Raw genomic sequence first — 22,368 nt, 5'->3', positions numbered from 1 at the left:
ATGAAAGTTCAAAATCCTCTGCACAAAGGCTTAACAGTTCTGGGAATCACTGTTTTGATGTTGGGAGTTGGCGCTTATCAAATCAAAGATGCCAAACTGTTTCAAAACAATGAAACTGGAACAGTCGCAGTAGCATCTACTGTTAAAGATGGCGTTTTTATTCACGTCAGCCACAGCACAGACGATCCGCGTCGGTTGTTAATGGCACTCGCGATGGCTGATAAGATGTCCGAAAACAAAGATGTGTTGATGTACTTCGATATAAAAGGTGTCGAAGCACTCTTGAAAAACTCTCAGGACATCAGTGTCCCGAATTTGCCATCCTCCCAAACTTTGCTGAAAAAACTGGTTGCTAAAGGAGTGAAATTGCAAGCTTGTCCAACCTGTTTAGCCGCAGCTGGTAAAACTCCCGCCGACTTAATGGCAGGTGTGACGATAGCTGACAAAGAAGCTTTCTTTAATTTCACTCAAGGACGCATTATTGCGCTTGATTATTGAGCGATGAGGTGCGATAGCTGCGGAAAGCTATTTCTTAAAAGCTACTTTACCCATCTGAGTTAATCACAATTCAGAAACTTAAGTAGGTTGGGTTTTGTTAATTCAACCCAACCTACATTCTCTACCTAAAAGGAGAGATAGACCATGAAAAAAGAGAATCTGTATTTATGTATGGGTTCCGCTTGCCATCAACTCGGAGTTTATGAAGTTTTACCTAAGCTCCAAAGTATGATTAGTGAATTTAACCTGGAAGATAAAATAGAATTAAAAGGCTCTTTTTGTCTGGAAACCTGTAGCGACGGCATCGCGATGAAATTTCGAGACAAAGTTTTTTTCAAGATTAATCCCGGTAATATCGAGCAAAAGTTTAAAGAAGAAATTCTGCCAAATATAGCTAGGGACTAGGGACTAGGGCGTCGGGGTTAGGGAAGAGAGAAAAGGGGAAAGGGGAAAGGGTTACGGAGTAAGGGATGGAAGGTTAGAGGTAAGAGTCGGAGTTGTCCTAACAGACGAGAGCGGTTGCTATATAATCTAGGGAGTAAACTTGTGGAAAAAAGCGACAAAACACTGTGGGAACTTTTATGGGAGTACGACCCAAATGGGTTGATTGTTGTTGACAAGGATATGAATATCAAAATTGTCAATCCCGCATTTTGTAAAATGTTTAACGTTGTGCAAGAAGATATCATCGGTAAACCCGCATCAATGTTGCTTAAGGATGTGAATAATTTCCAAAAAGCTTGGGATAAAAATGAAGCTATTCGAGTTACAGAAAAAGAGTACAAAAAGCAAAATTTATATGTCACCAAGGTAATTTTTCCGATTCCTGATGAAAACATAATCGCCTGTATTATGGTCGATCTCACTCATGAAATCCAGCGCCAAAAAGAAATGGTTAAGTTGAGAAAAGAAACTGTAATTAAGGTTAATGAAGTAGTAGACAACCAAATGAAAGTAGCCCAGGAAATTGCCGGGTTACTGGGAGAAACTACTGCCGAAACCAAAGTCAGCCTTCTCAAAATAATTAAAATGCTCGAACATGAAATTGGAGAAGAAGAGGACGATGGATAATTTTTTGGATATTTACGAGCTAAGCTTGAATAAAAAAGGGGAAGAACTTTGCGGCGATAAAGTAAAGTTCCGCAAAACGGAAAATAAAACTACGATCGTTTTATCTGATGGCTTGGGAAGCGGCGTCAAAGCCAATATTCTGGCCACCTTAACCACAGAGATTCTGATTACCATGCTCAATGCTGATGTGGCGCTTGAGGAAGTAATTAAAACTGCGATCGGCACTTTACCTATCTGCCAGGTGAGAAAAATTGCTTATGCGACATTCACTATTATTCAAATAAACCATAAAACTAATAAGTTTGAAGTAATTAATTTTGATAACCCACCAGTATTTTTTATCAAACAAGGTAAACTGCTTAAGTTAGAAAATAAAACGGAAGAAATATTGGGTAAAAAAATCAGCCTTTCGGAAGGCTACCTAGAAAGAGGGGATTTTATAGGGGCTGTCAGTGACGGAGTGCTGTACGCTGGGTTAGGCCAAACCCTAAATTTTGGTTGGGGTTGGGAAAGTATTGCCAAATTTATAGAATCTTTGTTTATCAAACAAACTAATTCAGTGCGCCATATTATTCATAGCGTCATCGCTGAAACCCATTCTCTGTATCGAGGCAAAATAGGCGATGATGCCACATTTGTCGGGGTATATGTTAGAAAAAGAAATCCGTTGATGATTTTCACAGGCCCTCCGTTGGAAAAAAGTAAGGATAATTACTATGTAGAAAAATTTTTGAATTTTGACGGGCGCAAAATAGTGTGCGGCGGCACTACGGGCAATATTGTGGCCAAGTACTTGGGAGAAACTATTGAAATGGATATTTCGACCATGCGGAAGGACTTGCCGCCGATTGGACAACTTAAAGGAGTGGATTTAGTTACAGAAGGGATTTTAACAATTTCTCACGTAATTGAAATTTTAAAAGCTTGTAATTGCGATGTGACTAGATTGCCCAACGATCGCAACGGCGCGGTGATGTTGGGGCAGGAAATTCTGGAGGCAGATTCGATCTTGTTCTTGCTGGGACAAAAGATAAATGATTTTTATCAAAATCCGTTGTTGCCCAAGAATATTTCTATTCGCCGCAATTTAATAGAAGAGTTAGTCAAATTGTTAAGAGATAAGCAAAAAGAGGTAATTTTGGAATATTGTTAAAGTAACGCAAGTTGCAGCGTTAGATTAGAAGCAACTAGGCAAAGAAACCGGGTTTCTATGCAAAATCTTGGATTTCATAGCTAAAGATCGACGAAGAAACCCGGTTTCTACGCCTGTCGTACCAAATTTGAAATAAAAATTTGAATAATATGGATAGCAATCTGGCAGCTACGTTACAAACACTTAATAAATGTTTTGTCATCATCGGTTATGGTAACGATTTGCGTAGCGATGATGCTATTGGCCCTTGCGTTGCCAAAGCAGTGGAAGCATGGGGAGTGCCAAATGTAGATTCCCTAGCTTTGCAGCAACTCACACCAGAACTGGCGGACACATTACAAGATGCCTACGGTGCGATTTTTGTAGATGCAAGTAGTTCGCCGGAGGTAAAAGAAGTGGAGGTGTTAGCGATCGAACCGATCGAATCCGGAAAAACGATGACCCACACAAGCGATCCGCGATCGCTTCTCGCCCTCACGAAAGCACTCTACGGTCGTTATCCTCATGCTTGGTTAGTGAAGGTACCGGCAGTTAACTTTGAGTTAGGGGAATCCCTTTCGCCGATTGCCCAAAAAGGAATTGACGATGCTTTAGAAGAGATTGACTATCTGCTACGCAGCCAAACTTATGCGTCCTGTTTCTGATTGTTTGCTGCACATTTTTGGTAGCTAATAGCAATACGCAAGCAAAACATAAAATTTTCCGAAGTCAGCAATAATTTGCTATATTAAAATAAAATAGCAAATTACAAATGAAAAATAACGAATAGAGGTAGAAACAATGCTGAAAGCAGCAGACATAATGACCAAAGAAGTAATCACCATTCGCGGCTCGGCAACGGTGGCTGAAGCAGTAAAACTGCTCAAAGAAAAAGGTTTGCGAGCCTTAATAGTCGAGCGCCGTCACGATCGAGATTCTTACGGAATTGTTACGGAGACAGATATTGTTTACAAAGTGACTGCTTTTGGAATAGACCCCAAAAAAGTGCGCGTCTACGAAATTATGACCAAGCCCTGCATCATAGTAAATCCCGATCTCGGTGTGGAATATGTGGCGCGGTTATTTGCCAATACTGGGATTCGGAGGGCACCAGTAATTCAAGACAAACTACTGGGGATCGTCTCTATTACCGACATTCTTACTAAAGGTGACTTCGTAGAACAACCCAAAGAAGTTCTCATGGAGTCCGAAATCGAAAAAGCTATTGCCAATGCTCGTGCTATTTGTGCCGAAAAAGGTGCTAGTTCTAAAGACTGTGCTGTGGCTTGGGATATTGTAGAAGAACTGCAAGCCGAAGCAGCTCATCAGCGCTCAAAGAAAATTGATAAAACAGCATTCCAGGAATACTGCGAAGAGTATCCAGAGGCGGCAGAATCTCGGATATACGACATTTGATTTAACCCCACCCCCAGCCCCTCCCCGCCACGGGGAGGGGTGCTTGACGCTTTTCGGAGCTCCTCGCCGCCACCAGGAGGGGTGCTTAACCCTTCTCCCAGCCCATCCCCGCCACCAGGAGGGGTGCTTAACCCCCCTCTCCGTGGCGGAGAGGGGGAAGGGGGTGAGGTTTTCCCGTTAATAAATGATACCGAATCCGGGGTTATTACCCCTTTTTATTTTTGGTGTTAATACTGTGGCTAAAACAATCAATTAGTTGTAAAAATTACAGAAATTTTGTTGAAGTTTTATTAAGTATATCGCAAATTGAAATAGCATTAAAAAATGCTAAAAATTTGCAAAACTAATCTATCTTTGGTTGGATGATATAGCTATAGGCTATGCTAGGGGAAGAAGACCGTCGAATCAAGCATTTTAGGCATTAATAACATCCTAACTGACTTTTATCGGTGGCGCTAAAGCAACATAAATGTTGTTTTATTCTGATTCCCAGGAGCTATATTTTATGCAAGTGCGATCGCGAAATAATTACAGGTGATTTCAGCAAAAAATGAATATAATTGCCAGAATTTAGAATCATAAAATAACCTCGAAATTCTGACAAGAAAGTGTATATACGGCTACCAAAGGGTTTTAAAATGAGTAAAAAAACTTATGTAACTCTAGATGGTAACGAAGCAGTTGCTTCTGTTGCCTACCGCCTCAATGAAGTGATTGTTATTTATCCGATCACCCCTTCTTCACCGATGGCTGAGTGGGCGGATGCGTGGACATCAGAGAACAAACCCAATATTTGGGGTACAGTACCTTCAGTGGTGGAAATGCAAAGCGAAGGAGGGGTTGCCGGTGCTGTTCACGGCGCGTTGCAAACAGGGGCGCTAACTACCACATTTACTGCATCTCAGGGATTGTTATTGATGATCCCGAATATGTACAAAATTGCAGGAGAATTGACGCCGACCGTGTTTCACGTAGCAGCGCGATCGCTAGCCGCCCAATCCCTCTCTATCTTTGGCGATCACAGTGATGTCATGGCTGCCCGCGCCACCGGCTTTGCTATGTTGTGTTCCGCTTCGGTGCAAGAAGCCCACGACTTTGCTTTAATTTCCACCGCAGCTACCTTAGAATCGCGCATTCCTTTTGTACATTTCTTCGATGGCTTCCGCACTTCTCACGAAGTTCAAAAAGTAGAAATTATGACAGAAGAGCTGCGCGGATTTATCCCCGACGAGCTAATATTTGCTCATCGAGAACGCGCACTCACTCCCGATCGTCCAGTAGTACGAGGTACAGCCCAAAACCCCGATGTCTACTTCCAAGCACGGGAAACAGTCAATCCTTTTTATCAAGCTTGTCCGGATATTACTCAAAAACTAATGGATAGATTCGCCCAACTAACCGGGCGTCAGTATCAGCTATATGAATATCACGGCGATCCGCAAGCAGAACGAGTCATTGTTTTGATGGGTTCCGGTTGCGAAGCAGTTCACGAAACAGTAGATTACCTCAACAATGGCGCAGGCGTCTCGCCTGCGGAAAAAGTGGGCGTTGTCAAAGTAAGATTGTATCGCCCATTTGACAGCAAGCGATTTGTCGAATCCTTGCCAGAAACAACAAAAGCGATCGCAGTTTTAGATCGCTGCAAAGAACCGGGTGCTAGCGGCGAACCATTATATCTGGATGTAGTCGTCGCGATCCAAGAAGCTCAAACCGATCCCAATCTCAAATCCAAAATTTCAAATCTAAAATCGATTGTGAGCGGACGTTACGGCTTATCTTCCAAAGAATTTACGCCAGCGATGGTTAAAGCCGTATTTGATAATTTAGTGGCGGGCGAGACGCCCACCCCACAAGAGACTTCCACCCCACAAGAGACGCCCACCCCACAAGAGACTTCCACCCCACAAGAGACGAAGAATCATTTCACCGTTGGCATCAACGATGATGTCAGCCACACCAGTCTAGATTTCGATCCGCAATTCTCTACCGAACCAGATAACGTAGTGCGAGCCGTTTTCTACGGTTTGGGTTCCGACGGTACGGTAGGCGCTAATAAAAACTCCATCAAAATTATCGGTGAAGAAACTAATAACTACGCCCAAGGTTACTTCGTTTACGATTCCAAGAAATCAGGCTCGGTAACAGTATCTCACCTCCGCTTTGGGCCGAATCCAATCCGCTCTACCTATCTGATCGGCAAAGCTAACTTTGTTGCCTGTCACCAGTGGGAATTTTTGGAACAGTTTGAGATGCTTGATATTGCTGCCCCAGGTGCTACGTTCTTGCTAAATAGCCCCTACGATCCGGAGGAAGTTTGGAGCCATCTACCGCGTTCGGTACAAGAGCAAATCATTAACAAGAAGCTCAAATTATACGTATCGAACGCTACCAAAATTGCCAAAGAAAGCGGCATGGGCCGACACATCAATACAGTGATGCAAGTCTGTTTCTTTGCTTTATCTGGGGTGCTACCGCGAGAAGAAGCGATCGGCGAAATTAAGAAGTTCGTCCAAAAGACTTACGGCAAAAAAGGCGAAAAAATTGTCCAGATGAATATAAACGCGATCGACAACAGTCTGGACAATCTTTTTGCCGTCAAAGTGCCAGATAAGGTAGATAGCTTCATCAATATGCGATCGCCCGTACCGGATACCGCCCCCGCCTTCGTTCGGGAAGTTCTCGGTAAAATAATTGCCAAACGCGGCGACGAATTGCCAGTCAGTGCTTTGCCGATCGATGGTTCCTATCCCAGCGGCACATCGAAATGGGAAAAACGCAATATCGGCCAAGAAATTCCGGTTTGGGAACCGGATGTTTGCGTTCAATGCGGCAAGTGCGTGATGGTATGTCCTCACAGCGTTATTCGCAGTAAAGTTTACGAACCAGCACAACTGGAAAACGCACCGGAAACTTTCAAGAGTACCGATACGAAAGACCACGATTGGAAGGGATTAAAATTCACCATTCAAGTCGCAGCAGAAGACTGTACTGGTTGCGGAGTTTGCGTCGATGTTTGTCCGGCCAAAAATAAATCTCAACCGAAATTGAAAGCGATTAATATGGAACCGCAATTACCATTGCGGGAACAAGAACGGACAAATTGGGATTATTTCCTCAGTTTACCGAATCCCGATCGCCGCGAATTGAAATTGACCAAAATCGCTCACCAACAAATGCAAGAACCTTTGTTTGAGTTTTCAGGTGCTTGTGCTGGTTGTGGAGAAACGCCTTACCTGAAATTGGTGAGTCAATTATTTGGCGATCGCATGGTGATTGCCAACGCCACCGGATGTTCTTCCATCTACGGCGGTAACTTGCCAACAACTCCTTGGACGCACAACAGCGAAGGACGCGGCCCAGCTTGGTCGAATTCCCTATTTGAAGATAACGCCGAATTTGGATTGGGATTCCGCATTTCCATTGACAAACAAACTCAATTTGCCGTTGAGTTAGTGACCCAATTGGCAAGTGAAATAGGCGAAGGACTTGCCAACGGTATCCTCACTGCCGCACAAAACAATGAAGCAGACATTTGGGAACAGCGCGATCGCGTCGCCCAACTCAAACAACGCTTAGACGAACTCCTGAATTCCCAACTCGAACCAAATCTCAAATCCCAAATCAAAAATCTCAAATCTCTAGCAGATTATTTAGTCAAAAAGAGCGTTTGGATTATTGGCGGTGACGGTTGGGCTTACGATATTGGCTACGGAGGATTAGACCACGTAATTGCCAGCGGTCGCAACGTTAATATACTCGTTCTCGACACAGGTGTTTATTCCAACACGGGCGGGCAAATGTCCAAAGCTACTCCACGGGGAGCCGTCGCTAAATTTGCCGCCGCCGGTAAACCCGCTGCTAAAAAAGACCTGGGTTCGATCGCCATGACCTACGGCAATGTTTACGTAGCAACTGTAGCAATGGGCGCACGAGACGAACACACCATCAAAGCCTTTTTAGAAGCCGAAGCTTACAACGGCCCATCCCTAATTATTGCTTACTCTCACTGCATTGCCCACGGTATCAATATGACTGCTGGAATGCAGCAACAAAAAGCTGCTGTCGAGTCCGGTAGCTGGATACTTTACCGCTATAATCCAGATTTGGTCAGCGAAGGAAAGAATCCGCTGCAACTAGACAGTCGCACGGCAAAAATGCCTCTAGCACAATATATGTATGCCGAAAATCGCTTTAAGATGCTGACGCTTAGCAAACCGGAAGAAGCGAAACGCTTGCTCAAAGAAGCACAAGAAGATGTGCATAATCGCTGGGCAATGTATCAATATCTAGCAGCGCGGCAACCACAACCAAATCACCCTCATAACGGTCATTCCGATCGCCCACAAGATCAAGGCAGCTAAACAGGCAAAACATGAGTCATCAATAATTAATAAACTGGAAATTTTTAATCTTTATTGGTGACTCTTCATTGCTATTTCCTATTCACTATTAGCCATTACCCATTAGCCAAAACCATGACAAACCAAACCCAACAACTGGAAACGCCACCAATACAAATTCCCCCTGGATTCCTGAATATCATGGGCTACGTTGACGAGTCAGAAGTAAATGGCCCAGGTCGTCGCGCCGTCGTCTGGGTGCAGGGGTGTAAGCGAGAATGTCCCGGTTGTTTTAACCCTCCATCTTGGTCGTTTGAAATTAACCAGTTAATCGCCGTTGATGAACTGGCAAACCAAATTTTAAGCAATCCTCAAAATGAAGGCGTCACTTTTTCCGGTGGCGAACCATTTTGGCAAGCACCAGCCCTAACTTTATTAGCCAAAAAATTAAAAGCTGCCGGTCTGAATGTAATGTCTTTTAGCGGATTTACCATCAAACAATTGCTGGCAGAAGATGCACCGCAAGGCGCTAAAGAGCTAATAGAACAACTGGACATTTTAATCGATGGCCCCTATCTCGAATCTTTAGCGGTTAATTCCCCAGATTGGCCAGTATCTTCCCGCAATCAAAAAGTTTACATCTTAAATCCTGCTTTTGAAGGCAAAATTACTTGGGCTTCCGATCAAATGGAAATTCACATTCTCAAAGATGGCAGTCGCCTGATTACTGGCTATCGCGGTCAAATGGGTTTATGGGAAGATTGAAACTCTTGAAGATAAGAGATCTAATAAATCCCGAACGCTAAAATATCATCTCTTTAATTAGATTAAGATTAATTACTCATCAGCAAAAGGAGTCAACAGAATGAATTTAACCACAAATTATATGGGATTAACGCTGCGATCGCCTCTAGTTCCCTCCGCCGCCGCACCTCTAACGGAAAACATCGACAACGTTAAACGGATGGAAGATGCCGGCGCAGGTGCTGTCGTATTGCATTCTTTATTTGAAGAACAAATTCAGAAAGAACGTTACGAATTGCACCATCACTTAACTTACGGCACAGATAGTTTTGCGGAAGCACTCACCTATTTTCCCGAACCGGAAATATTTCACGTCGGTACAGATGAATATCTGAATCATATCCGCAAAGCGAAAGAAATGGTAAGTATTCCCATTATTGCCAGCCTCAACGGTGCAACAGTTGGCGGTTGGACTGAATACGCTCAGCAAATAGAACAAGCAGGTGCCGATGGATTGGAATTGAATATTTACTATGTTCCCACCGATATAGAAATGACAGGTACACAGGTGGAGCAAAATTATATTGATATCCTCAGCACCGTGAAATCGGCAGTGAATATTCCAGTTGCCGTTAAGCTAAGTCCATACTTCAGCAATATGGCAAATATGGCGAAGCGTTTGGAAGCAGCAGGTGCAGATGCACTGGTATGTTTTAACCGTTTTTATCAACCCGATATCGACATCGAAGATCTAGAAGTTAGACCGAATCTAATCTTAAGTTCGCCTCAAGATATGCGTCTGCCGATGCGCTGGATTGCTATTTTGTACGATCGCATTGACCTTGATTTTGCGGCAACTGGCGGTATCCACAAAGGTCAAGATGTCATAAAAATGCTCATGGCTGGTGCTAAAATTAGTCAAATTTGTTCTGTACTGCTACGGCATGGTATCGACCACATTCGAGTCATCGAACAAGAATTGATAGGATGGATGAAAGAACACGAATATCATTCTGTTCAACAAATGATTGGTAGCATGAGTCAAATTAACTGCCCAGATGAGTCAGCTTTTGAACGCGCTCAATATCTCAAATCTATCCAGACTTATCGACCCGTACATAGCGTAGTTTAACGCTCCCATTTTGGAGATATGATTTTGTAGGTTGGGTTGAGGTACGAAACCCAACTTATACGGCATCTGCTTCGATCGCTCCTTTTTTAAACGCACCGCCATAGGCGCTCAGCGATTACCCTTCCGGTAGTCGCTCTCTTAAGTATATAAATAAAAGAGGCACGTCTCTACATTACCGCAAAATGAATGTATTAGCGGGTTAATTATAGAAGGAATAATAGAAAACCAGGTCTTTGGCTGCAAGCAAATATAGTCGTACCTACCCTAATTTTAGGTGATATTCAAAGATGAGGAATTTATGTATAAGTAGTAGATGAAAAACTTTACCAGGCTCATCAAAGTTTATTATAGTCTTTTTCCATAAAAACTTATTTTTGTCCCAAAATTGTGTAAATCATCGTCTCCTGCTGACGTCCTCGCAGTTGGATAGTTGTTACTTGTTGACCGAGATAGCGATCGCTCACATAATCAAAAGTTTCACCAGTTAACAGTATTTTATACGGTTTATCGGCAGTCAACTCTTTATTCATCGACTCCAATCGCGCCGCCACATTAACCGTATCTCCGATCACAGAATAGTTCAGCCGTCGAGAACAGCCAACGCTACCTGCAATTAGTGGCCCAGTGTGAATACCAATCCCGAACTGAATTAGCGGCTTCTTTTGCGCGTTCAAATCCTCGTTCAGCAGTTTGAGGCGTTCGTGCATGGCGAAACTGGCGGCGATCGCATTCATAGCATCTTGTTTAATTTCTTCTGCTTGGGTGCGCGGAAACGGAACACCAAAAACAGCCATAATCGCATCCCCAATGTATTTATCCACCACCCCACCGCGATCCATAATGCACTCAGTCATCGCATTAAGATACTGATTCAGCCAACTCAGCAATTCCCGTGGCGAAAGCCTCTCTGAAATGGTGGTAAAACCGCGAATATCCATAAACAGGACAGTTGCTGTCAGTTCTTGCGCTTCTAGTTCCCCTTCATCGATAATTTCGTCTTTGCGCTGCCAAATCAAATTAGCTGTTTCCGGAGCAACGTGTTTTTCAAACAAATTCATCAGTTGTTGCTTTTCATATTGTTCCCACAGTTGTACGCCGACACCAGCTAATAGCATTGTACCGAGCGGTGCCGCGATCGGAATCCACCATTGATAAAAACTGAAGGCGATCGCAGCGATGGCTAACCAAGTTATCGGCAGCAAAATAGCCAGCGCAATTCGTCCCTTCAAATCCCTATAAAACAGCAACCAACTCGTAACAGGCCCCAGCAAAATTAACAACCAAATTTCTGTATCCAGGGTCAGTTTTTGCAGCAGCCGATCGTTAAGTAAATTATCAATTACAGCCGCATGAAAATAAACTCCATATGTAGGTGTTTCTCTATTGTAAGGCGTCCGCAACGGATCTGCCAAAGCTGTAGCGGTAAAGCCAACCAAAACAAATTTATTTGCCAAATCTTTAGCTTGAAACCGACCTTCTACTACATCAACAAATGAATATGTCGGCGGCGATTTTATCTGGCGATCGTTTGCTAGATATTTAACTTCTCCCGGCCAATTTATCCAGACGTTTTGTAATTCTTGTCCTTTAACTGGCTCTGGTAAAGCTATAGGATTGTTTGGATTGTACAAGTTATAAACTTGAATCAAGGCAGGGCCAAGACCTACTTGAGAATCTTCTGGCCCGTTCATCCAAATGGTGGCCTTACGAGTAATCCCGTCCGAGTCAACTTGCTGGTAAATATGACCCTGATTAGCAGCAGCTTCCGCTAGTTTTTCATTGGGCTCCAGCAAGTTGCCTCGCTCGTCCCAAGCCCTAGCCAAAACTACATTTCCATTAGTGGCGATCGCTTGTGCAAATTGGTCATCAAAAGGACTCGACTCGATAAACTTAATATCAAAACCAATTGCCGCAGGTGGCGCTTTTTGCAAAGCTTGTAACAGTTGCACGTAGCGAATGCGTTGCCAGGGAAATTGGCCGTATTTTTGCAAGCTTGCTTCGTCGATCGCAATCACCGCAATTCGCTCATCCCATTTGGGCTCAGGCAAAACTTCAATTTCCCGAATTTTAAATAAATATTTATAGCCAATTTGTTCCAGCCTTTCCCAGTAGCCAATATGTAAAATTCCCACAGACAAAAGTGCCGCTACTCCACCTGTAAGCCAGGGAGAACTATTGGAAAAATAACGCCGCAGACTCTGAATATATTTTTTAAAGAGCATAAAAAACAGGTATAGTTAGGAGCAAGGGTTGTCAAAAGTCAAAAAGATCGGAAAAGATGTAGAAAGGAGAGGGAAAGGGAGAGGGAAGAAATTCCTAATTTTGAGTTTTGAGTTTTGACTTTTGACTTTCGCCTAGCGGTACTAAGGAGCGATTAATTCGTAAACTTGTTCCTGCCCCAAAGCGTTACGCACCCTTAACCTTAAAACACCGTTGGAAGGCAGCGGCACAACAACCTCGAACGAACCCGTAGGGCTAACATCTACAGCTTCTTCGTTGAGAAAAACTGAATCGATCGGATTGACAACCCCAGTTACCCGTACTTTATCGGAGTCCGGTGCTGGTAAGAGTTGTAAGCTAACTCGTAAATTTGCGGCGATCGCAGTGGGGAGTGTGGGCGGATTTCCGGGCACGATCGCAGAAGCATACCCAGCACTAACTTCCTGCGTTCGATCGGTACTGCTGAGTGCGACTGTCCCATCAATGGTGATGACCCGCGTTTCACCGTTAGGCAAAACGGTGACTACAAATTCCGTACCCCGCACCCCTGCTACCCCGGCTGGTGTTTGAATAGAAAAGCGCGATTGGCGGTTGTTAAAGCTGCGAACTTTCGCTCGCACCTGTCCCCTGTTCAGTGCCAGATCTGTGCTTGTCGCACCGCTGCCAGACCTGTTGAGATTTTTAACTCGGACGTTGCTGTTCTCAGAAACGTCTAAAGTGCCAATCCCATTATCGACCATCAATTTGACCGTAGAGCCACTACCTGTGTCGATCCCCTCCCCCGGTCTACGCAAGCGATCGCCCACTTTTACAGAGCGTGCTTGTGCAGCTTTGAGCGGCTCGTAATCATAGGTCACCGTACCGCTAACCTCCGTCACTTCCAGATAGCGCTCTTGCAGATATCGCTGTTGACTCTGCCGGGGAGCCCCACCGCTAAATACTGGCACAGAAAAGGCGATGAAAATACCTGATACTAGCAATAAGCTCAAGATTGCGATCCTGGATACCCTCAACATTTGGGTAAGTGTCTTCATATTTGGCATTGACAGTTATGCTGAAGCTGAATGATTCCTAATGGTTCCATATAAGACGCACCCGTTCGGAAAGTACCCTGCTTATAAAATCGATAATTCCTGTATTTTTTTTTCCCCCTTCTAAATTGATAAGCGCTACACTCTCTGGTGTATGCTTATTACTTCCGCTTTTTCACTCCATCAAGCGATAGATCGCCACCCTCTAACAGTCACGCCTGACTCGCCAGTTTACCAGGTCATCGCCCTGATGAGTCAGGCCAGAGCCAGTTGCGTTTTGGTGGTTGAGCGACAGCAACTTGGAGCAGACGATCGCATTTTCATAAGCGGGATTTTTACAGAGCGAGATGTAGTAAAAGTTACAGATCAAGAGCGCTCTATAGAAGGGGTAGCGATCGCAGAGCTGATGACCCACAAGCCTTTCACGCTCAAAGAGGCCGAAGCGCAAGATATCTTGACTCTGCTGAAGCTGTTTCGTCAAGCAAAATTTCGTCATCTGCCAATTGTAGACGACCAGAGTACTTTAGTTGGCCTGATTACCCATCAAAGCCTTCGAGAAGTTCTGCAACCGGCAGATTGGATGCGCTTAAGACGAGTTACAGAGGTAATGACAACTCAGGTAATTCAAGCGCCCTCAACTATCTCCTTAATACAGCTGACCCAGCTGATGGCACAAAAGCGTGTCAGCAGCGTAGTAATTGTACAAAATACGGAAGGGCACAATTCAACAGAAGTACAATCGGGCGATATTTCATTACCTCACTCCCCCTCGATCCCAGTGGGGATAATCACAGAGCGCGATATCTTACAATTTCGAGCCTTGGGATTGGACTTTTACAAAACTAAAGCAGAAACGGTGATGAGTAGCCCGCTGTTGCCAATTCGATCGAGCGATTCTCTCATCGCCGCTCACGAAAAAATGCGGCAGCAGCGCATCCGGCGCTTGGTAGTTTTGGGAGATGCTGGGGAACTGATCGGTGTAATTACGCAAACCAGTCTCCTGCAAGCCCTAGATCCGATCGAAGTAGATGCCTCCGTAGGAGCTTTGCAGCGAGTAATTGAGGAGCGAACAGCAGAACTTGTGCAGACCAACAAGCGACTAGAACAAGAAATATCGGAGCATCAAAAGACGGAAGCAGCCCGGCGTTTATCAGAAGGTCGCTTGGCTGGGATTCTGAATATCGCCCAGGATGCTGTTATCTCCGTTGACGAACAAATGCGCGTTCAACTCTTCAACCAAGGTGCAGAAAAAATATTTGGCTACACTGCGGCTGAGGTTTTGCAGCAGCCAATCGACTTGCTCTTACCTCCCGGCTTCACAAAAGCCCATCGCCAGCACATTTTTAGCTTGTCCGAACCCGCTGATGGGGGGCAGCAGATGGGAGGGCGTCGGGAAATTTGGCTGCGGCGCAAAGATAGAACTGAGTTTCCCGCCGAAGCTTCCATTTCCAAGCTGGATCTCCCAGAAGGAACCGTATGGACGGTGATTTTACGCGACATCTCCGATCGCAAGCGGACGGAAGAGGCACTTCGGCATCAAATGGCGCGAGAGCGGCTCCTCGCTTCTCTCTCCCTGCGAATTCGTCAGTCTTTAGATATAAATACAATTCTTAATACTACCGTTGCCGAAGTGCGACAATTTCTCAAGGCCGATCGAGTGATTATCTATCGCTTTGAGCCTGATTGGAGTGGCATTATAGCAGTAGAATCTGTTGGCCCTGGCTGGGTTCCTATTCTGGGCACAACCATTCACGACATATGCTTTGCGGTAAATTACTTAGATCGATATGAAAACGGTCGCATCGAAGCAATCGAAGATATTTACACCTCCGGTATAAGTCAGTGTCGCATCGATCTGCTGGCTCCTTTACAGGTCAGAGCCAACTTAGTAGTTCCCATTCTCAAAGAAACCAGGGGAGCAGAAGGGCTGGTCAGTACAGGCATCCTTTCAGAGGCAGCAGAGCAGCAGCACGATATCGTAACTCAAAACTCAGTGCGGGCGAAGCATTCGCGGTCAGAATCTAGTGCAATAACGCCAAAACAGAGCGCGAATCCTGATGCCTCTGCTACCATAGCCCCTTCTCTTTGGGGATTGTTGGGGGTACATCAATGTTCGCGAGCCAGACGATGGCAGGAATGGGAAATCGATCTGCTCAAACAATTGGCCACACAGGTGGCGATCGCTCTCCAGCAAGCAGAACTATACCAAAAGTTGCTCGCCGCTAACCAACAGTTGCTGGAACTAGCTTCCTCAGATGGATTAACCTTGGTGGCAAATCGCCGTCGCTTTGACGAATACCTCAATCAAGAGTGGCGGCGACTGGTAAGAGAGCGAGAGCCACTATCGCTGATTCTCTGCGATGTAGACTTTTTCAAAGCTTACAACGACACATACGGTCATATCGCAGGTGATATCTGTTTGCAGAAAGTGGCGGAAGCTATTCGTCAAGCCACAAGACGCCCAGCCGATCTGGTGGCCCGCTACGGCGGCGAAGAATTTGCCGTGATACTCCCCAATACACACTCTGCCGGGGCAGTTTATGTAGCCGAGCAAATCCGTTCCAAAGTCGCAACTATGCAAATTGACCATCCCAACTCACAAGTAAGCCAGTTTATTACCCTCAGTTTGGGAGTTGGCAGCACGATTCCCGACTATCAATCTTCACCCGCTCAGCTAATTGCAGCCGCTGACCAAGCGCTTTATGAAGCAAAAGCACAAGGACGCGATCGAACTGTCGCCCACAATGTCTAAATTCACGATCCTATTTGCGAAGCTACAGACAGTGTGGTAGGATACCTAAGCCAAGTCGGTTCTGATGGAGAGCAGCTGTCAGAGGTAAGGGGGAAAGAACGGTGAAAGCCCGTCACTGTCCCGCAACTGTGATGAGGCAATATCTTTTTGTCTCTAAGTCAGAATGCCTGCCGACTTAGACATCACTCAAGAAAACATCTGCAAGAAAACATCTGCGAGAAAACATCTGCGAGGTATGGATGACTGCACGTTCTATTTCGATTCGGAAAAAAGCGATCGGCTTAACTTTATCGTTGCCCGTACAAGCGACTCTTTACCTATCGCTTTCGTCTTTGATACTTTGGACAGTCTACTTCTCTACATACCCAACTGCACATAACAATCTGCATTCTCTGCGTCACAGCACTTTGCTCGTTGGCTGTCATTAGTCATCACTCATCAGACATCTCCAAAAATTCTGATGGGGTAGGCATCCTGCCTGCCTTTAAGATTCTTTTGGAGGAGATGTCTATTAGTCATTGATCGAATGTTAGCGGTTAGAAGGAAAAGACCGTTAACAATTAACTGTTGACAGACGAGTTTCGCGTGACGGCTAATCATCGGCAAAGCATAAATGAAAAAAACCAAACATCTTTTAATAGGTGCGATCGCTCTGATGGCGATCGCCTGTTTTCGTTCCAGTGGAGTAGCTCAAAATCCTCAACCAACAGTACAATTAACAACTCAACCGACTGTTGACAAATTATTACCATTTCAGGCGGCAGCTGCAACACCTCAATCGCCAGCACTTCTAAAGTTACAGGCTTTAAATACATCCGGTAAACCTTTAAAGGACGCCAGAATACACCTCAGTATTCTCACACCACCTCAAAATCCCTGGTTTCCCACCGATTTTCCCATCGTGGAAGGAACAAAGTTACTGGATATCGAAACGATCGCTTCCGATGGCAAATTGCAAATCCAGCAAATTTTGCCAATTCGAGGAAAATATCAGTTATTGGTAAATGTCACGCCAGTTGTTGCCAATGAATTTACTCCAATTCAGCAAAAATTGAGCGTTTCTGTGGCTGAAAATTCGGTTAAATGGCGGAATTTTGCTATTTTAGCAGTAATCCTATTGCTGGTAGGATTGGCTGGTGGTTGGGTAATCGGAGGAAAACAAAAAATCCAGCCTGGAGAAATCGCGCCGTCACAGGTGCGATTGTTGCTGAGTGGGTTAACTGTAATAGCGATCGTCGCACTGCTATTTGTAAATATCAGCGCCGAACTCGCAGAATCTCAAACACACGAACACCATCACTCTCACGAAGATTCTCCCTTACAGGAAAAACCAACTATTATCAATGCGGGAATCAAACTGGAACTATCCGGAGACAGTCACGCCACGGTCGGTCAGCTTGCTAACTACCAAATCCAAGCAACTGACACTAAAACAGGCAAACCAGCTAGCAATTTAGCTTTTAAGATCGAGACAACTCAATTAGAAGATAATTGGGTAGCTTTTGCTTATAATGGCAAAACTGATGCCAAGGGAAACTTTGCTTGGGGTCAGCAATTTTTCGATGGCGCACCTCATCGAGTAGAGGTAGAATTTTCTCCGAAAATTAATGGGGATAACAAATCTTCACCTTTAAGATTGACTAAAGCGATCGAAGTAGAAGGGATCGCGCCTCCCCTGTCACTGCGGTTAATTTCCCTAGCTTACTTTACAGGCATCATCGCCATAGGCTTAGTCATAGGACTGCGACTGCCACATCTTCAAACAAAATAATTAAACCTGAAAATGCAACATACTTTATTTGTTTGTACAACCTGCGCCACCATTTGGAAAGAAGGAAAGCCACAAGGAAAAAGTGGCGGAGAAAAATTGCTGGAAAATCTCAACAAACTTCATCAAAACTGGGATTTAAAAGATAACTTTACGATTCAGCAAGTTAAGTGTATGAGTGCTTGCAGTCATTCCTGTACCATCTCATTCGCCGCACCAGGAAAATACACTTATTTATTTGGCGATTTACCTGTCGGAGATAGTGCATCTGCTATCCTGGAATGCGCCTACCAATATTATGCGAAAGCTGATGGTTCGTTACCTTGGTCGGAGCGACCCGAACCTCTGAAAAAGGGTATAATAGCGAAAATTCCTCCTTTAACAGAGGCGAGAAGTTAGATTTTTATACTTTTCCAGTTCGGAATCACAAAAAAGAATTAATTCGAGCGATTAATTAAGACAAAATTTTTGATAATTAGGAGATTTTTATGGCCGGAAAAATTCCAGTTACTGTAATTACAGGTTTCTTGGGTAGCGGGAAAACCACGTTGATTCGGCAAATGCTGCAAAACAATCAAGGTCGCCGAATAGCTGTACTTGTTAATGAATTTGGCGAGTTGGGAATAGACGGAGAATTGTTGCGATCGTGCCAAGTTTGCGATGAAGAAGAAAATCCTGCTAGCAACATAGTAGAACTTACAAACGGTTGCCTTTGTTGCACGGTACAGGAAGAATTTTTACCAACTATGCAACAAATTTTGCAGCGAAAAGATAAGCTAGATTGCATCCTGATCGAAACATCGGGATTGGCTTTACCAAAACCGTTAATTCAAGCATTTCGGTGGCCGGAAATTCGCACGGGTGCTACAGTAGATGGTGTGGTTACGGTGGTAGACTGCGAAGCGATTTCATCTGGTAGTCTCGCCAGCGATATCAACGCTTTAAACGCGCAACGACAAGCCGATCCAAATTTAGATCACGAAACGCCGCTCGAAGAACTGTTTGAAGACCAATTGGCTTGTGCGGATATGGTACTCTTGACAAAAGTCGATCGAGTAGATTCCCAAACACAAACACAAGTACACAACTGGCTGAAACAACAGTTACCGCAAACAGTGAAAATTGTGCCTTGCGATCGGGGAAATATCAGTCCAGAATTGCTCTTGGGATTCAATGCTTCTGTAGAAGATAATTTAGAGAGTCGTCCCAGTCATCACGATGAAGAAGAAGACCACGATCACGATGACGAAATTAACTCGGTGTACTTTATTTTAGATAAAAATTTTGAACCGCAAGCATTGGTAGCTAAGCTGCAAGATTTGGTAGAAAAGTTGGAGATTTATCGCATAAAAGGTTTTGTTGACGTGGCGAACAAACCAATGCGGTTAGTGCTGCAAGGAGTAGGCGATCGCATCGAATATTTCTTCGATCGACCTTGGCAAAGTTCGGAACAGCGTCAAACAAAATTGGTATTTATCGGTCGCGACCTCGATCGCACTGAAATTGAGTCAGCGCTTTTGGAAATGTGAAGCGATCGCAACTTATAATTGGTAAACAAAAATCCGATTCCTCCTCTTTGCCTTTCCAATGCCGTACAGCCAATTTACTACCATTAGCAAAGTAAAAGCTGCCTTCGATCTTACAGTTCTGGAGGGATCGCGCTTCCTACCAATCCTAGAGCGCCAGTCCAGTAAAAGAGATTGACAAAAGAATTAAGGTGTGTATGCCTATATAAACTCGGCAGGGCGAAGCATTTGGATAAAAAAATTGTTGCCGATCGCGATCGATTGTCGCCCAAATGCTTCGCCCCTACACAATACATATTTAGTGATTTTTGTCAATTCATTCTACTGGACTGGCGCTCTAGACCCGATCGCACCTTCCGATGTTTTAGCAGGTACACTCAAAGAAAGTCTACCCATTGTGGCGATATCTGGTAGTCAAAAAGCGCGTTCTGAAGGAATTATCTATCCCGTACTGTTAGAAGTGAGACGAATTCTCGATCGCCAAATCAGCCTTTTTTCTGGCGAAGATTTTACAGTAGAAGAAGCCATTGGACTGAACGGCGTTTGCGACTTTATTTTAACTCGATCGACAGAAGTGCTAGAAATCGAAGCACCAACGGTAGTGATTGTAGAAGCAAAAAAAACCGACCTAAAAACAGGAATCGGTCAGTGCATTGCTGAAATGGTCGCCGCACAACGCTTTAATCAAATAAAAGACAAATCTATTCCCACTATCTATGGGAGTGTTAGTAATGGTATCCAATGGCAATTCCTCAAGCTTGAAGGACAAACGATCGCCATCGATCTATCAGTTTATCCGCTACCGCCGGTAGATCAAATCCTCAGCTTTTTTGTCTGGATGATGCAGTCAGAGTAGATACATTGATCGGATGAACTATGAGAGGCAAAACAAGGAAATTTACTAATTATTTGTCATTCTAAATCTGCAAGAGCAACTTTCAAGCAAGCACGAACTTCCTGCCAATCTCGTTCCGAAAGATGTCCAATTAGAACCAAGTTAGCAGATGGCGGTAGAGTGACGATAAAACTGCGAAAAACAGAAGCAACTCGTAAACCTGCTGTTGCCCAATCTTGAAGTATATAATCTGTTGTACCTAAAGCGTCTGTCTGAGTAGTAATTAGTCCAACTATTACATCAGGGCGCGTTGTATTATAGGTAGCTGAAGATAGAACTACAGCAGGACGACGTTTAATACCTGTGACACCTGGGAAATCTACTGTCACCACATCGCCAGGATTAAACGACACTCTTATATCTCCTCGTTTTCGGGAAAAAGGGTAGCTGCGTACTGCAAAGAAAAGGTTGTTACATCTAGTCGATCTTGCTCACTCCAGGTATCGCTTTGCTCGACAATAGATAGATTTTGCTGCACCAAATCGTTAAGGATAAGAGTTGCTAAGCGTAGTCGCTCAGTTGGTGAAAGGTTACAGATAACTCGATCGTAAACTTCTTGAACAGTGGTTGACATGGCAAATCCTCCTGTTTCTTATCCTAATAGGTAAGTTGAGCATTGGCTAGGCACATCTTTGTTACGTTACCTTAACTAAGTCTTGACTTTCCGTTTATTATCTGTATATACTGAAAATATGGATTTTAAATGGGATGCAAAAAAAGAACGTACTAATCAACAAAAACATCGAGTCTCTTTTGAAGAAGTAGCAACCGTATGGACTGATACCTTAGCGTTAATAGCTCCCGATCCAGAACATTCTATAGAAGAAGAAAGAGAGTGGATTATAGGAGAATCATACAAAGGAAGATTACTGGTTGTTGTGTATACTCAAAAAGAAGAAACCATTAGAATTATCAGTGCTAGACTAGCAACAAAACGAGAGCGTCAACAATATGCCGAAGAAAATTGAATTTCCCTTTGAAAAAGCAAGACGAATTACCCCAGAAGAAGTGATGACTGCTGAAACGGCTATTCAAGAGCAGTTTGGCATCAATTGTTCTAGAATAGGAAGACCGCCAAAAAGTGAAACAGAAAAATATCAAGCGGTATCAATTCGACTTCATCCGCAAGTGATTGCTTGGGCAAAAACAGAAGCAAAAAAACGAGGAGTTGGTTATCAAACTATTATTAATGAAGCTTTGCTTAAACTTTCGGTATGAGAGGTAATTCTGATCTACAGAAGTGAGGCGAGATCGCTCTTTTACTCAAAAAATGTAAAGTGCGTTGGCGCAGCCTGTGCGTCAGCACGTATCGCTTATGATAAATGTATTCTCGTATGTCTGGGAGTTTAAACCATGTCTCTCGCTGAGTTAATTCCTTTGGTGAACAATTTGAGAAACTGTCCGCTTACCATTGGCTGGAAATTTTGCAAAAGTTGAGGCGCGGGGTGTATTTGTGCAGGTTCAAATTGGGAATCTGGAACCAGTTCGTTTAGCATTTGCTTGGGCAAAATCCTCTCAGGTGCCTTTAATTCTTGGGCAAACGAACTTCTTTCAAGAATTTGATGTTTGTTTTCAGCGATCGCGGACATGATTACGCCACAACCTCTACCTGATGTGTCTCTACGGTAAGTGGGAAACCCCGTTCCGCACGGACTTGGAGACAGGCAGCGATCGCATCTTTAATGTTCTCTAATGCCTCTTCTTTGGTCTGACCTTGACTGACACAACCTGGTATGCTAGGACACTCCACAATCCACATTCCATCCTCGTCGCGATCGACTGTTACATTAAACCTCATCTTTTTTGGCAAGAATCAACAAATTCGTAGTATACAGCTATTTAC

General features: G+C 44.1%; 23 protein-coding genes and 1 riboswitch. Of the genes, 17 read left to right on the top strand and 6 right to left on the bottom strand.

All coding sequences use genetic code 11. The features are described 5' to 3' along the window. The 9 genes from ACE1CD_RS28500 to ACE1CD_RS28460 all read left to right on the top strand — a co-directional run bounded on the left by ACE1CD_RS28500 (position 1) and on the right by ACE1CD_RS28460 (position 10,333). Positions 1-498: a DsrE family protein gene (locus ACE1CD_RS28500; RefSeq protein WP_374795844.1), complete on the top strand. Its 498-nt coding sequence runs from the start codon at positions 1-3 to the stop codon at positions 496-498. Positions 499-642: 144 nt separating this feature from the next. Further along, the gene (locus ACE1CD_RS28495) at positions 643-903 is read left to right on the top strand and encodes a (2Fe-2S) ferredoxin domain-containing protein (protein ID WP_374795845.1); all 261 of its coding nucleotides are present in this window, start codon (positions 643-645) and stop codon (positions 901-903) included. 141 nt (positions 904-1,044) lie between these two features. Continuing rightward, positions 1,045-1,569, top strand: a complete 525-nt coding sequence (locus ACE1CD_RS28490) for a PAS domain-containing protein (protein ID WP_374795846.1) — start codon at positions 1,045-1,047, stop codon at positions 1,567-1,569. After that, a complete protein-coding gene (locus ACE1CD_RS28485; RefSeq protein ID WP_374826957.1) occupies positions 1,562-2,722 on the top strand; it encodes a SpoIIE family protein phosphatase in 1,161 nt (386 codons plus the stop codon). The genes ACE1CD_RS28490 and ACE1CD_RS28485 overlap by 8 nt, the downstream gene beginning before the upstream one ends. A gap of 149 nt (positions 2,723-2,871) precedes the next feature. Then, entirely contained in the window at positions 2,872-3,366 is a 495-nt protein-coding gene (locus ACE1CD_RS28480; protein WP_374795848.1) for a hydrogenase maturation protease, read from the top strand. Between the two features lie 136 nt (positions 3,367-3,502). After that, positions 3,503-4,117: a CP12 domain-containing protein gene (locus ACE1CD_RS28475; protein ID WP_374795849.1), complete on the top strand. Its 615-nt coding sequence runs from the start codon at positions 3,503-3,505 to the stop codon at positions 4,115-4,117. A gap of 638 nt (positions 4,118-4,755) precedes the next feature. Further along, positions 4,756-8,478, top strand: coding sequence for a pyruvate:ferredoxin (flavodoxin) oxidoreductase (gene nifJ, locus ACE1CD_RS28470; RefSeq protein WP_374826955.1), 3,723 nt, complete (start codon positions 4,756-4,758; stop codon positions 8,476-8,478). 114 nt (positions 8,479-8,592) lie between these two features. Beyond that, positions 8,593-9,222 carry a 4Fe-4S single cluster domain-containing protein gene (locus ACE1CD_RS28465; RefSeq protein WP_374795851.1) on the top strand — a complete coding sequence of 210 codons (630 nt, stop codon included), beginning with the start codon at positions 8,593-8,595 and terminating at the stop codon, positions 9,220-9,222. Positions 9,223-9,322: 100 nt separating this feature from the next. Continuing rightward, complete coding sequence (locus tag ACE1CD_RS28460) at positions 9,323-10,333, top strand: dihydroorotate dehydrogenase-like protein (RefSeq protein WP_374826954.1); 1,011 nt, start codon at positions 9,323-9,325, stop codon at positions 10,331-10,333. A 368-nt stretch (positions 10,334-10,701) separates the two neighbouring features. Here the strand turns inward: ACE1CD_RS28460 and ACE1CD_RS28455 are convergent, their stop codons facing one another. Further along, a complete protein-coding gene (locus ACE1CD_RS28455; RefSeq protein WP_374826953.1) occupies positions 10,702-12,555 on the bottom strand; it encodes a CHASE2 domain-containing protein in 1,854 nt (617 codons plus the stop codon). Positions 12,556-12,696: 141 nt separating this feature from the next. After that, complete coding sequence (locus ACE1CD_RS28450; protein ID WP_374826952.1) at positions 12,697-13,542, bottom strand: FecR domain-containing protein; 846 nt, start codon at positions 13,540-13,542, stop codon at positions 12,697-12,699. 196 nt (positions 13,543-13,738) lie between these two features. On the opposite strand from ACE1CD_RS28450, the gene ACE1CD_RS28445 reads away from it, so the two are divergent. The 6 genes from ACE1CD_RS28445 (at position 13,739) to ACE1CD_RS28420 (ending at position 20,486) form a co-directional block, all read left to right on the top strand. Beyond that, the gene (locus ACE1CD_RS28445) at positions 13,739-16,336 is read left to right on the top strand and encodes a diguanylate cyclase domain-containing protein (RefSeq protein WP_374826951.1); all 2,598 of its coding nucleotides are present in this window, start codon (positions 13,739-13,741) and stop codon (positions 16,334-16,336) included. A gap of 39 nt (positions 16,337-16,375) precedes the next feature. Continuing rightward, a riboswitch (cobalamin riboswitch) is annotated at positions 16,376-16,526 on the top strand. Positions 16,527-16,575: 49 nt separating this feature from the next. Further along, positions 16,576-16,764: a hypothetical protein gene (locus ACE1CD_RS28440; RefSeq protein WP_374795856.1), complete on the top strand. Its 189-nt coding sequence runs from the start codon at positions 16,576-16,578 to the stop codon at positions 16,762-16,764. Positions 16,765-16,949: 185 nt separating this feature from the next. After that, the gene (locus tag ACE1CD_RS28435) at positions 16,950-18,107 is read left to right on the top strand and encodes a hypothetical protein (protein WP_374826950.1); all 1,158 of its coding nucleotides are present in this window, start codon (positions 16,950-16,952) and stop codon (positions 18,105-18,107) included. 12 nt (positions 18,108-18,119) lie between these two features. After that, complete coding sequence (locus ACE1CD_RS28430; RefSeq protein WP_374826949.1) at positions 18,120-18,503, top strand: DUF1636 domain-containing protein; 384 nt, start codon at positions 18,120-18,122, stop codon at positions 18,501-18,503. A gap of 89 nt (positions 18,504-18,592) precedes the next feature. Then, positions 18,593-19,633, top strand: a complete 1,041-nt coding sequence (gene cobW / locus ACE1CD_RS28425) for a cobalamin biosynthesis protein CobW (RefSeq protein WP_374826948.1) — start codon at positions 18,593-18,595, stop codon at positions 19,631-19,633. Between the two features lie 190 nt (positions 19,634-19,823). Then, positions 19,824-20,486: a hypothetical protein gene (locus tag ACE1CD_RS28420; protein ID WP_374826946.1), complete on the top strand. Its 663-nt coding sequence runs from the start codon at positions 19,824-19,826 to the stop codon at positions 20,484-20,486. Positions 20,487-20,542: 56 nt separating this feature from the next. Here the strand turns inward: ACE1CD_RS28420 and ACE1CD_RS28415 are convergent, their stop codons facing one another. Continuing rightward, on the bottom strand, positions 20,543-20,878 hold the full coding sequence (locus tag ACE1CD_RS28415) for a type II toxin-antitoxin system PemK/MazF family toxin (RefSeq protein ID WP_374826945.1): 336 nt from the start codon (positions 20,876-20,878) through the stop codon (positions 20,543-20,545). A 2-nt stretch (positions 20,879-20,880) separates the two neighbouring features. Beyond that, positions 20,881-21,099: a hypothetical protein gene (locus tag ACE1CD_RS28410; RefSeq protein WP_374826944.1), complete on the bottom strand. Its 219-nt coding sequence runs from the start codon at positions 21,097-21,099 to the stop codon at positions 20,881-20,883. A gap of 82 nt (positions 21,100-21,181) precedes the next feature. Here ACE1CD_RS28410 and ACE1CD_RS28405 point away from each other — a divergent pair, with 82 nt between their 5' ends. Beyond that, positions 21,182-21,493, top strand: a complete 312-nt coding sequence (locus ACE1CD_RS28405; protein ID WP_374826943.1) for a BrnT family toxin — start codon at positions 21,182-21,184, stop codon at positions 21,491-21,493. After that, the gene (locus ACE1CD_RS28400; protein WP_374826942.1) at positions 21,477-21,743 is read left to right on the top strand and encodes a BrnA antitoxin family protein; all 267 of its coding nucleotides are present in this window, start codon (positions 21,477-21,479) and stop codon (positions 21,741-21,743) included. The genes ACE1CD_RS28405 and ACE1CD_RS28400 overlap by 17 nt, the downstream gene beginning before the upstream one ends. Before the next feature lie 128 nt (positions 21,744-21,871). Here the strand turns inward: ACE1CD_RS28400 and ACE1CD_RS28395 are convergent, their stop codons facing one another. Together ACE1CD_RS28395 and ACE1CD_RS28390 are read right to left on the bottom strand one after the other, a co-directional pair. Continuing rightward, on the bottom strand, positions 21,872-22,114 hold the full coding sequence (locus tag ACE1CD_RS28395; RefSeq protein WP_374826941.1) for a hypothetical protein: 243 nt from the start codon (positions 22,112-22,114) through the stop codon (positions 21,872-21,874). A gap of 2 nt (positions 22,115-22,116) precedes the next feature. Further along, a complete protein-coding gene (locus ACE1CD_RS28390) occupies positions 22,117-22,323 on the bottom strand; it encodes a type II toxin-antitoxin system HicB family antitoxin (RefSeq protein ID WP_374826940.1) in 207 nt (68 codons plus the stop codon). Between the last annotated feature and the right edge of the window lie 45 nt (positions 22,324-22,368).

The organism is Aerosakkonema sp. BLCC-F183, from assembly GCF_041929145.1.
Taxonomy (GTDB): domain Bacteria; phylum Cyanobacteriota; class Cyanobacteriia; order Cyanobacteriales; family Aerosakkonemataceae; genus Aerosakkonema.
Note: the sequence above shows the minus strand (reverse complement) of the source record. Positions and strands in the feature narration are given on the sequence as shown.

Coding starts and splice junctions, on each gene's coding strand:
- ACE1CD_RS28500 (WP_374795844.1), top strand. CDS start 1: ATGAAAGTTCAAAATCCTCTGCACAAAGGCTTAACAGTTCTGGGAATC.
- ACE1CD_RS28495 (WP_374795845.1), top strand. CDS start 643: ATGAAAAAAGAGAATCTGTATTTATGTATGGGTTCCGCTTGCCATCAA.
- ACE1CD_RS28485 (WP_374826957.1), top strand. CDS start 1,562: ATGGATAATTTTTTGGATATTTACGAGCTAAGCTTGAATAAAAAAGGG.
- ACE1CD_RS28480 (WP_374795848.1), top strand. CDS start 2,872: ATGGATAGCAATCTGGCAGCTACGTTACAAACACTTAATAAATGTTTT.
- ACE1CD_RS28475 (WP_374795849.1), top strand. CDS start 3,503: ATGCTGAAAGCAGCAGACATAATGACCAAAGAAGTAATCACCATTCGC.
- nifJ (WP_374826955.1), top strand. CDS start 4,756: ATGAGTAAAAAAACTTATGTAACTCTAGATGGTAACGAAGCAGTTGCT.
- ACE1CD_RS28465 (WP_374795851.1), top strand. CDS start 8,593: ATGACAAACCAAACCCAACAACTGGAAACGCCACCAATACAAATTCCC.
- ACE1CD_RS28460 (WP_374826954.1), top strand. CDS start 9,323: ATGAATTTAACCACAAATTATATGGGATTAACGCTGCGATCGCCTCTA.
- ACE1CD_RS28455 (WP_374826953.1), bottom strand. CDS start 12,555: ATGCTCTTTAAAAAATATATTCAGAGTCTGCGGCGTTATTTTTCCAAT.
- ACE1CD_RS28445 (WP_374826951.1), top strand. CDS start 13,739: ATGCTTATTACTTCCGCTTTTTCACTCCATCAAGCGATAGATCGCCAC.
- ACE1CD_RS28440 (WP_374795856.1), top strand. CDS start 16,576: ATGACTGCACGTTCTATTTCGATTCGGAAAAAAGCGATCGGCTTAACT.
- ACE1CD_RS28435 (WP_374826950.1), top strand. CDS start 16,950: ATGAAAAAAACCAAACATCTTTTAATAGGTGCGATCGCTCTGATGGCG.
- ACE1CD_RS28430 (WP_374826949.1), top strand. CDS start 18,120: ATGCAACATACTTTATTTGTTTGTACAACCTGCGCCACCATTTGGAAA.
- cobW (WP_374826948.1), top strand. CDS start 18,593: ATGGCCGGAAAAATTCCAGTTACTGTAATTACAGGTTTCTTGGGTAGC.
- ACE1CD_RS28410 (WP_374826944.1), bottom strand. CDS start 21,099: ATGTCAACCACTGTTCAAGAAGTTTACGATCGAGTTATCTGTAACCTT.
- ACE1CD_RS28400 (WP_374826942.1), top strand. CDS start 21,477: ATGCCGAAGAAAATTGAATTTCCCTTTGAAAAAGCAAGACGAATTACC.
- ACE1CD_RS28395 (WP_374826941.1), bottom strand. CDS start 22,114: ATGTCCGCGATCGCTGAAAACAAACATCAAATTCTTGAAAGAAGTTCG.
- ACE1CD_RS28390 (WP_374826940.1), bottom strand. CDS start 22,323: ATGAGGTTTAATGTAACAGTCGATCGCGACGAGGATGGAATGTGGATT.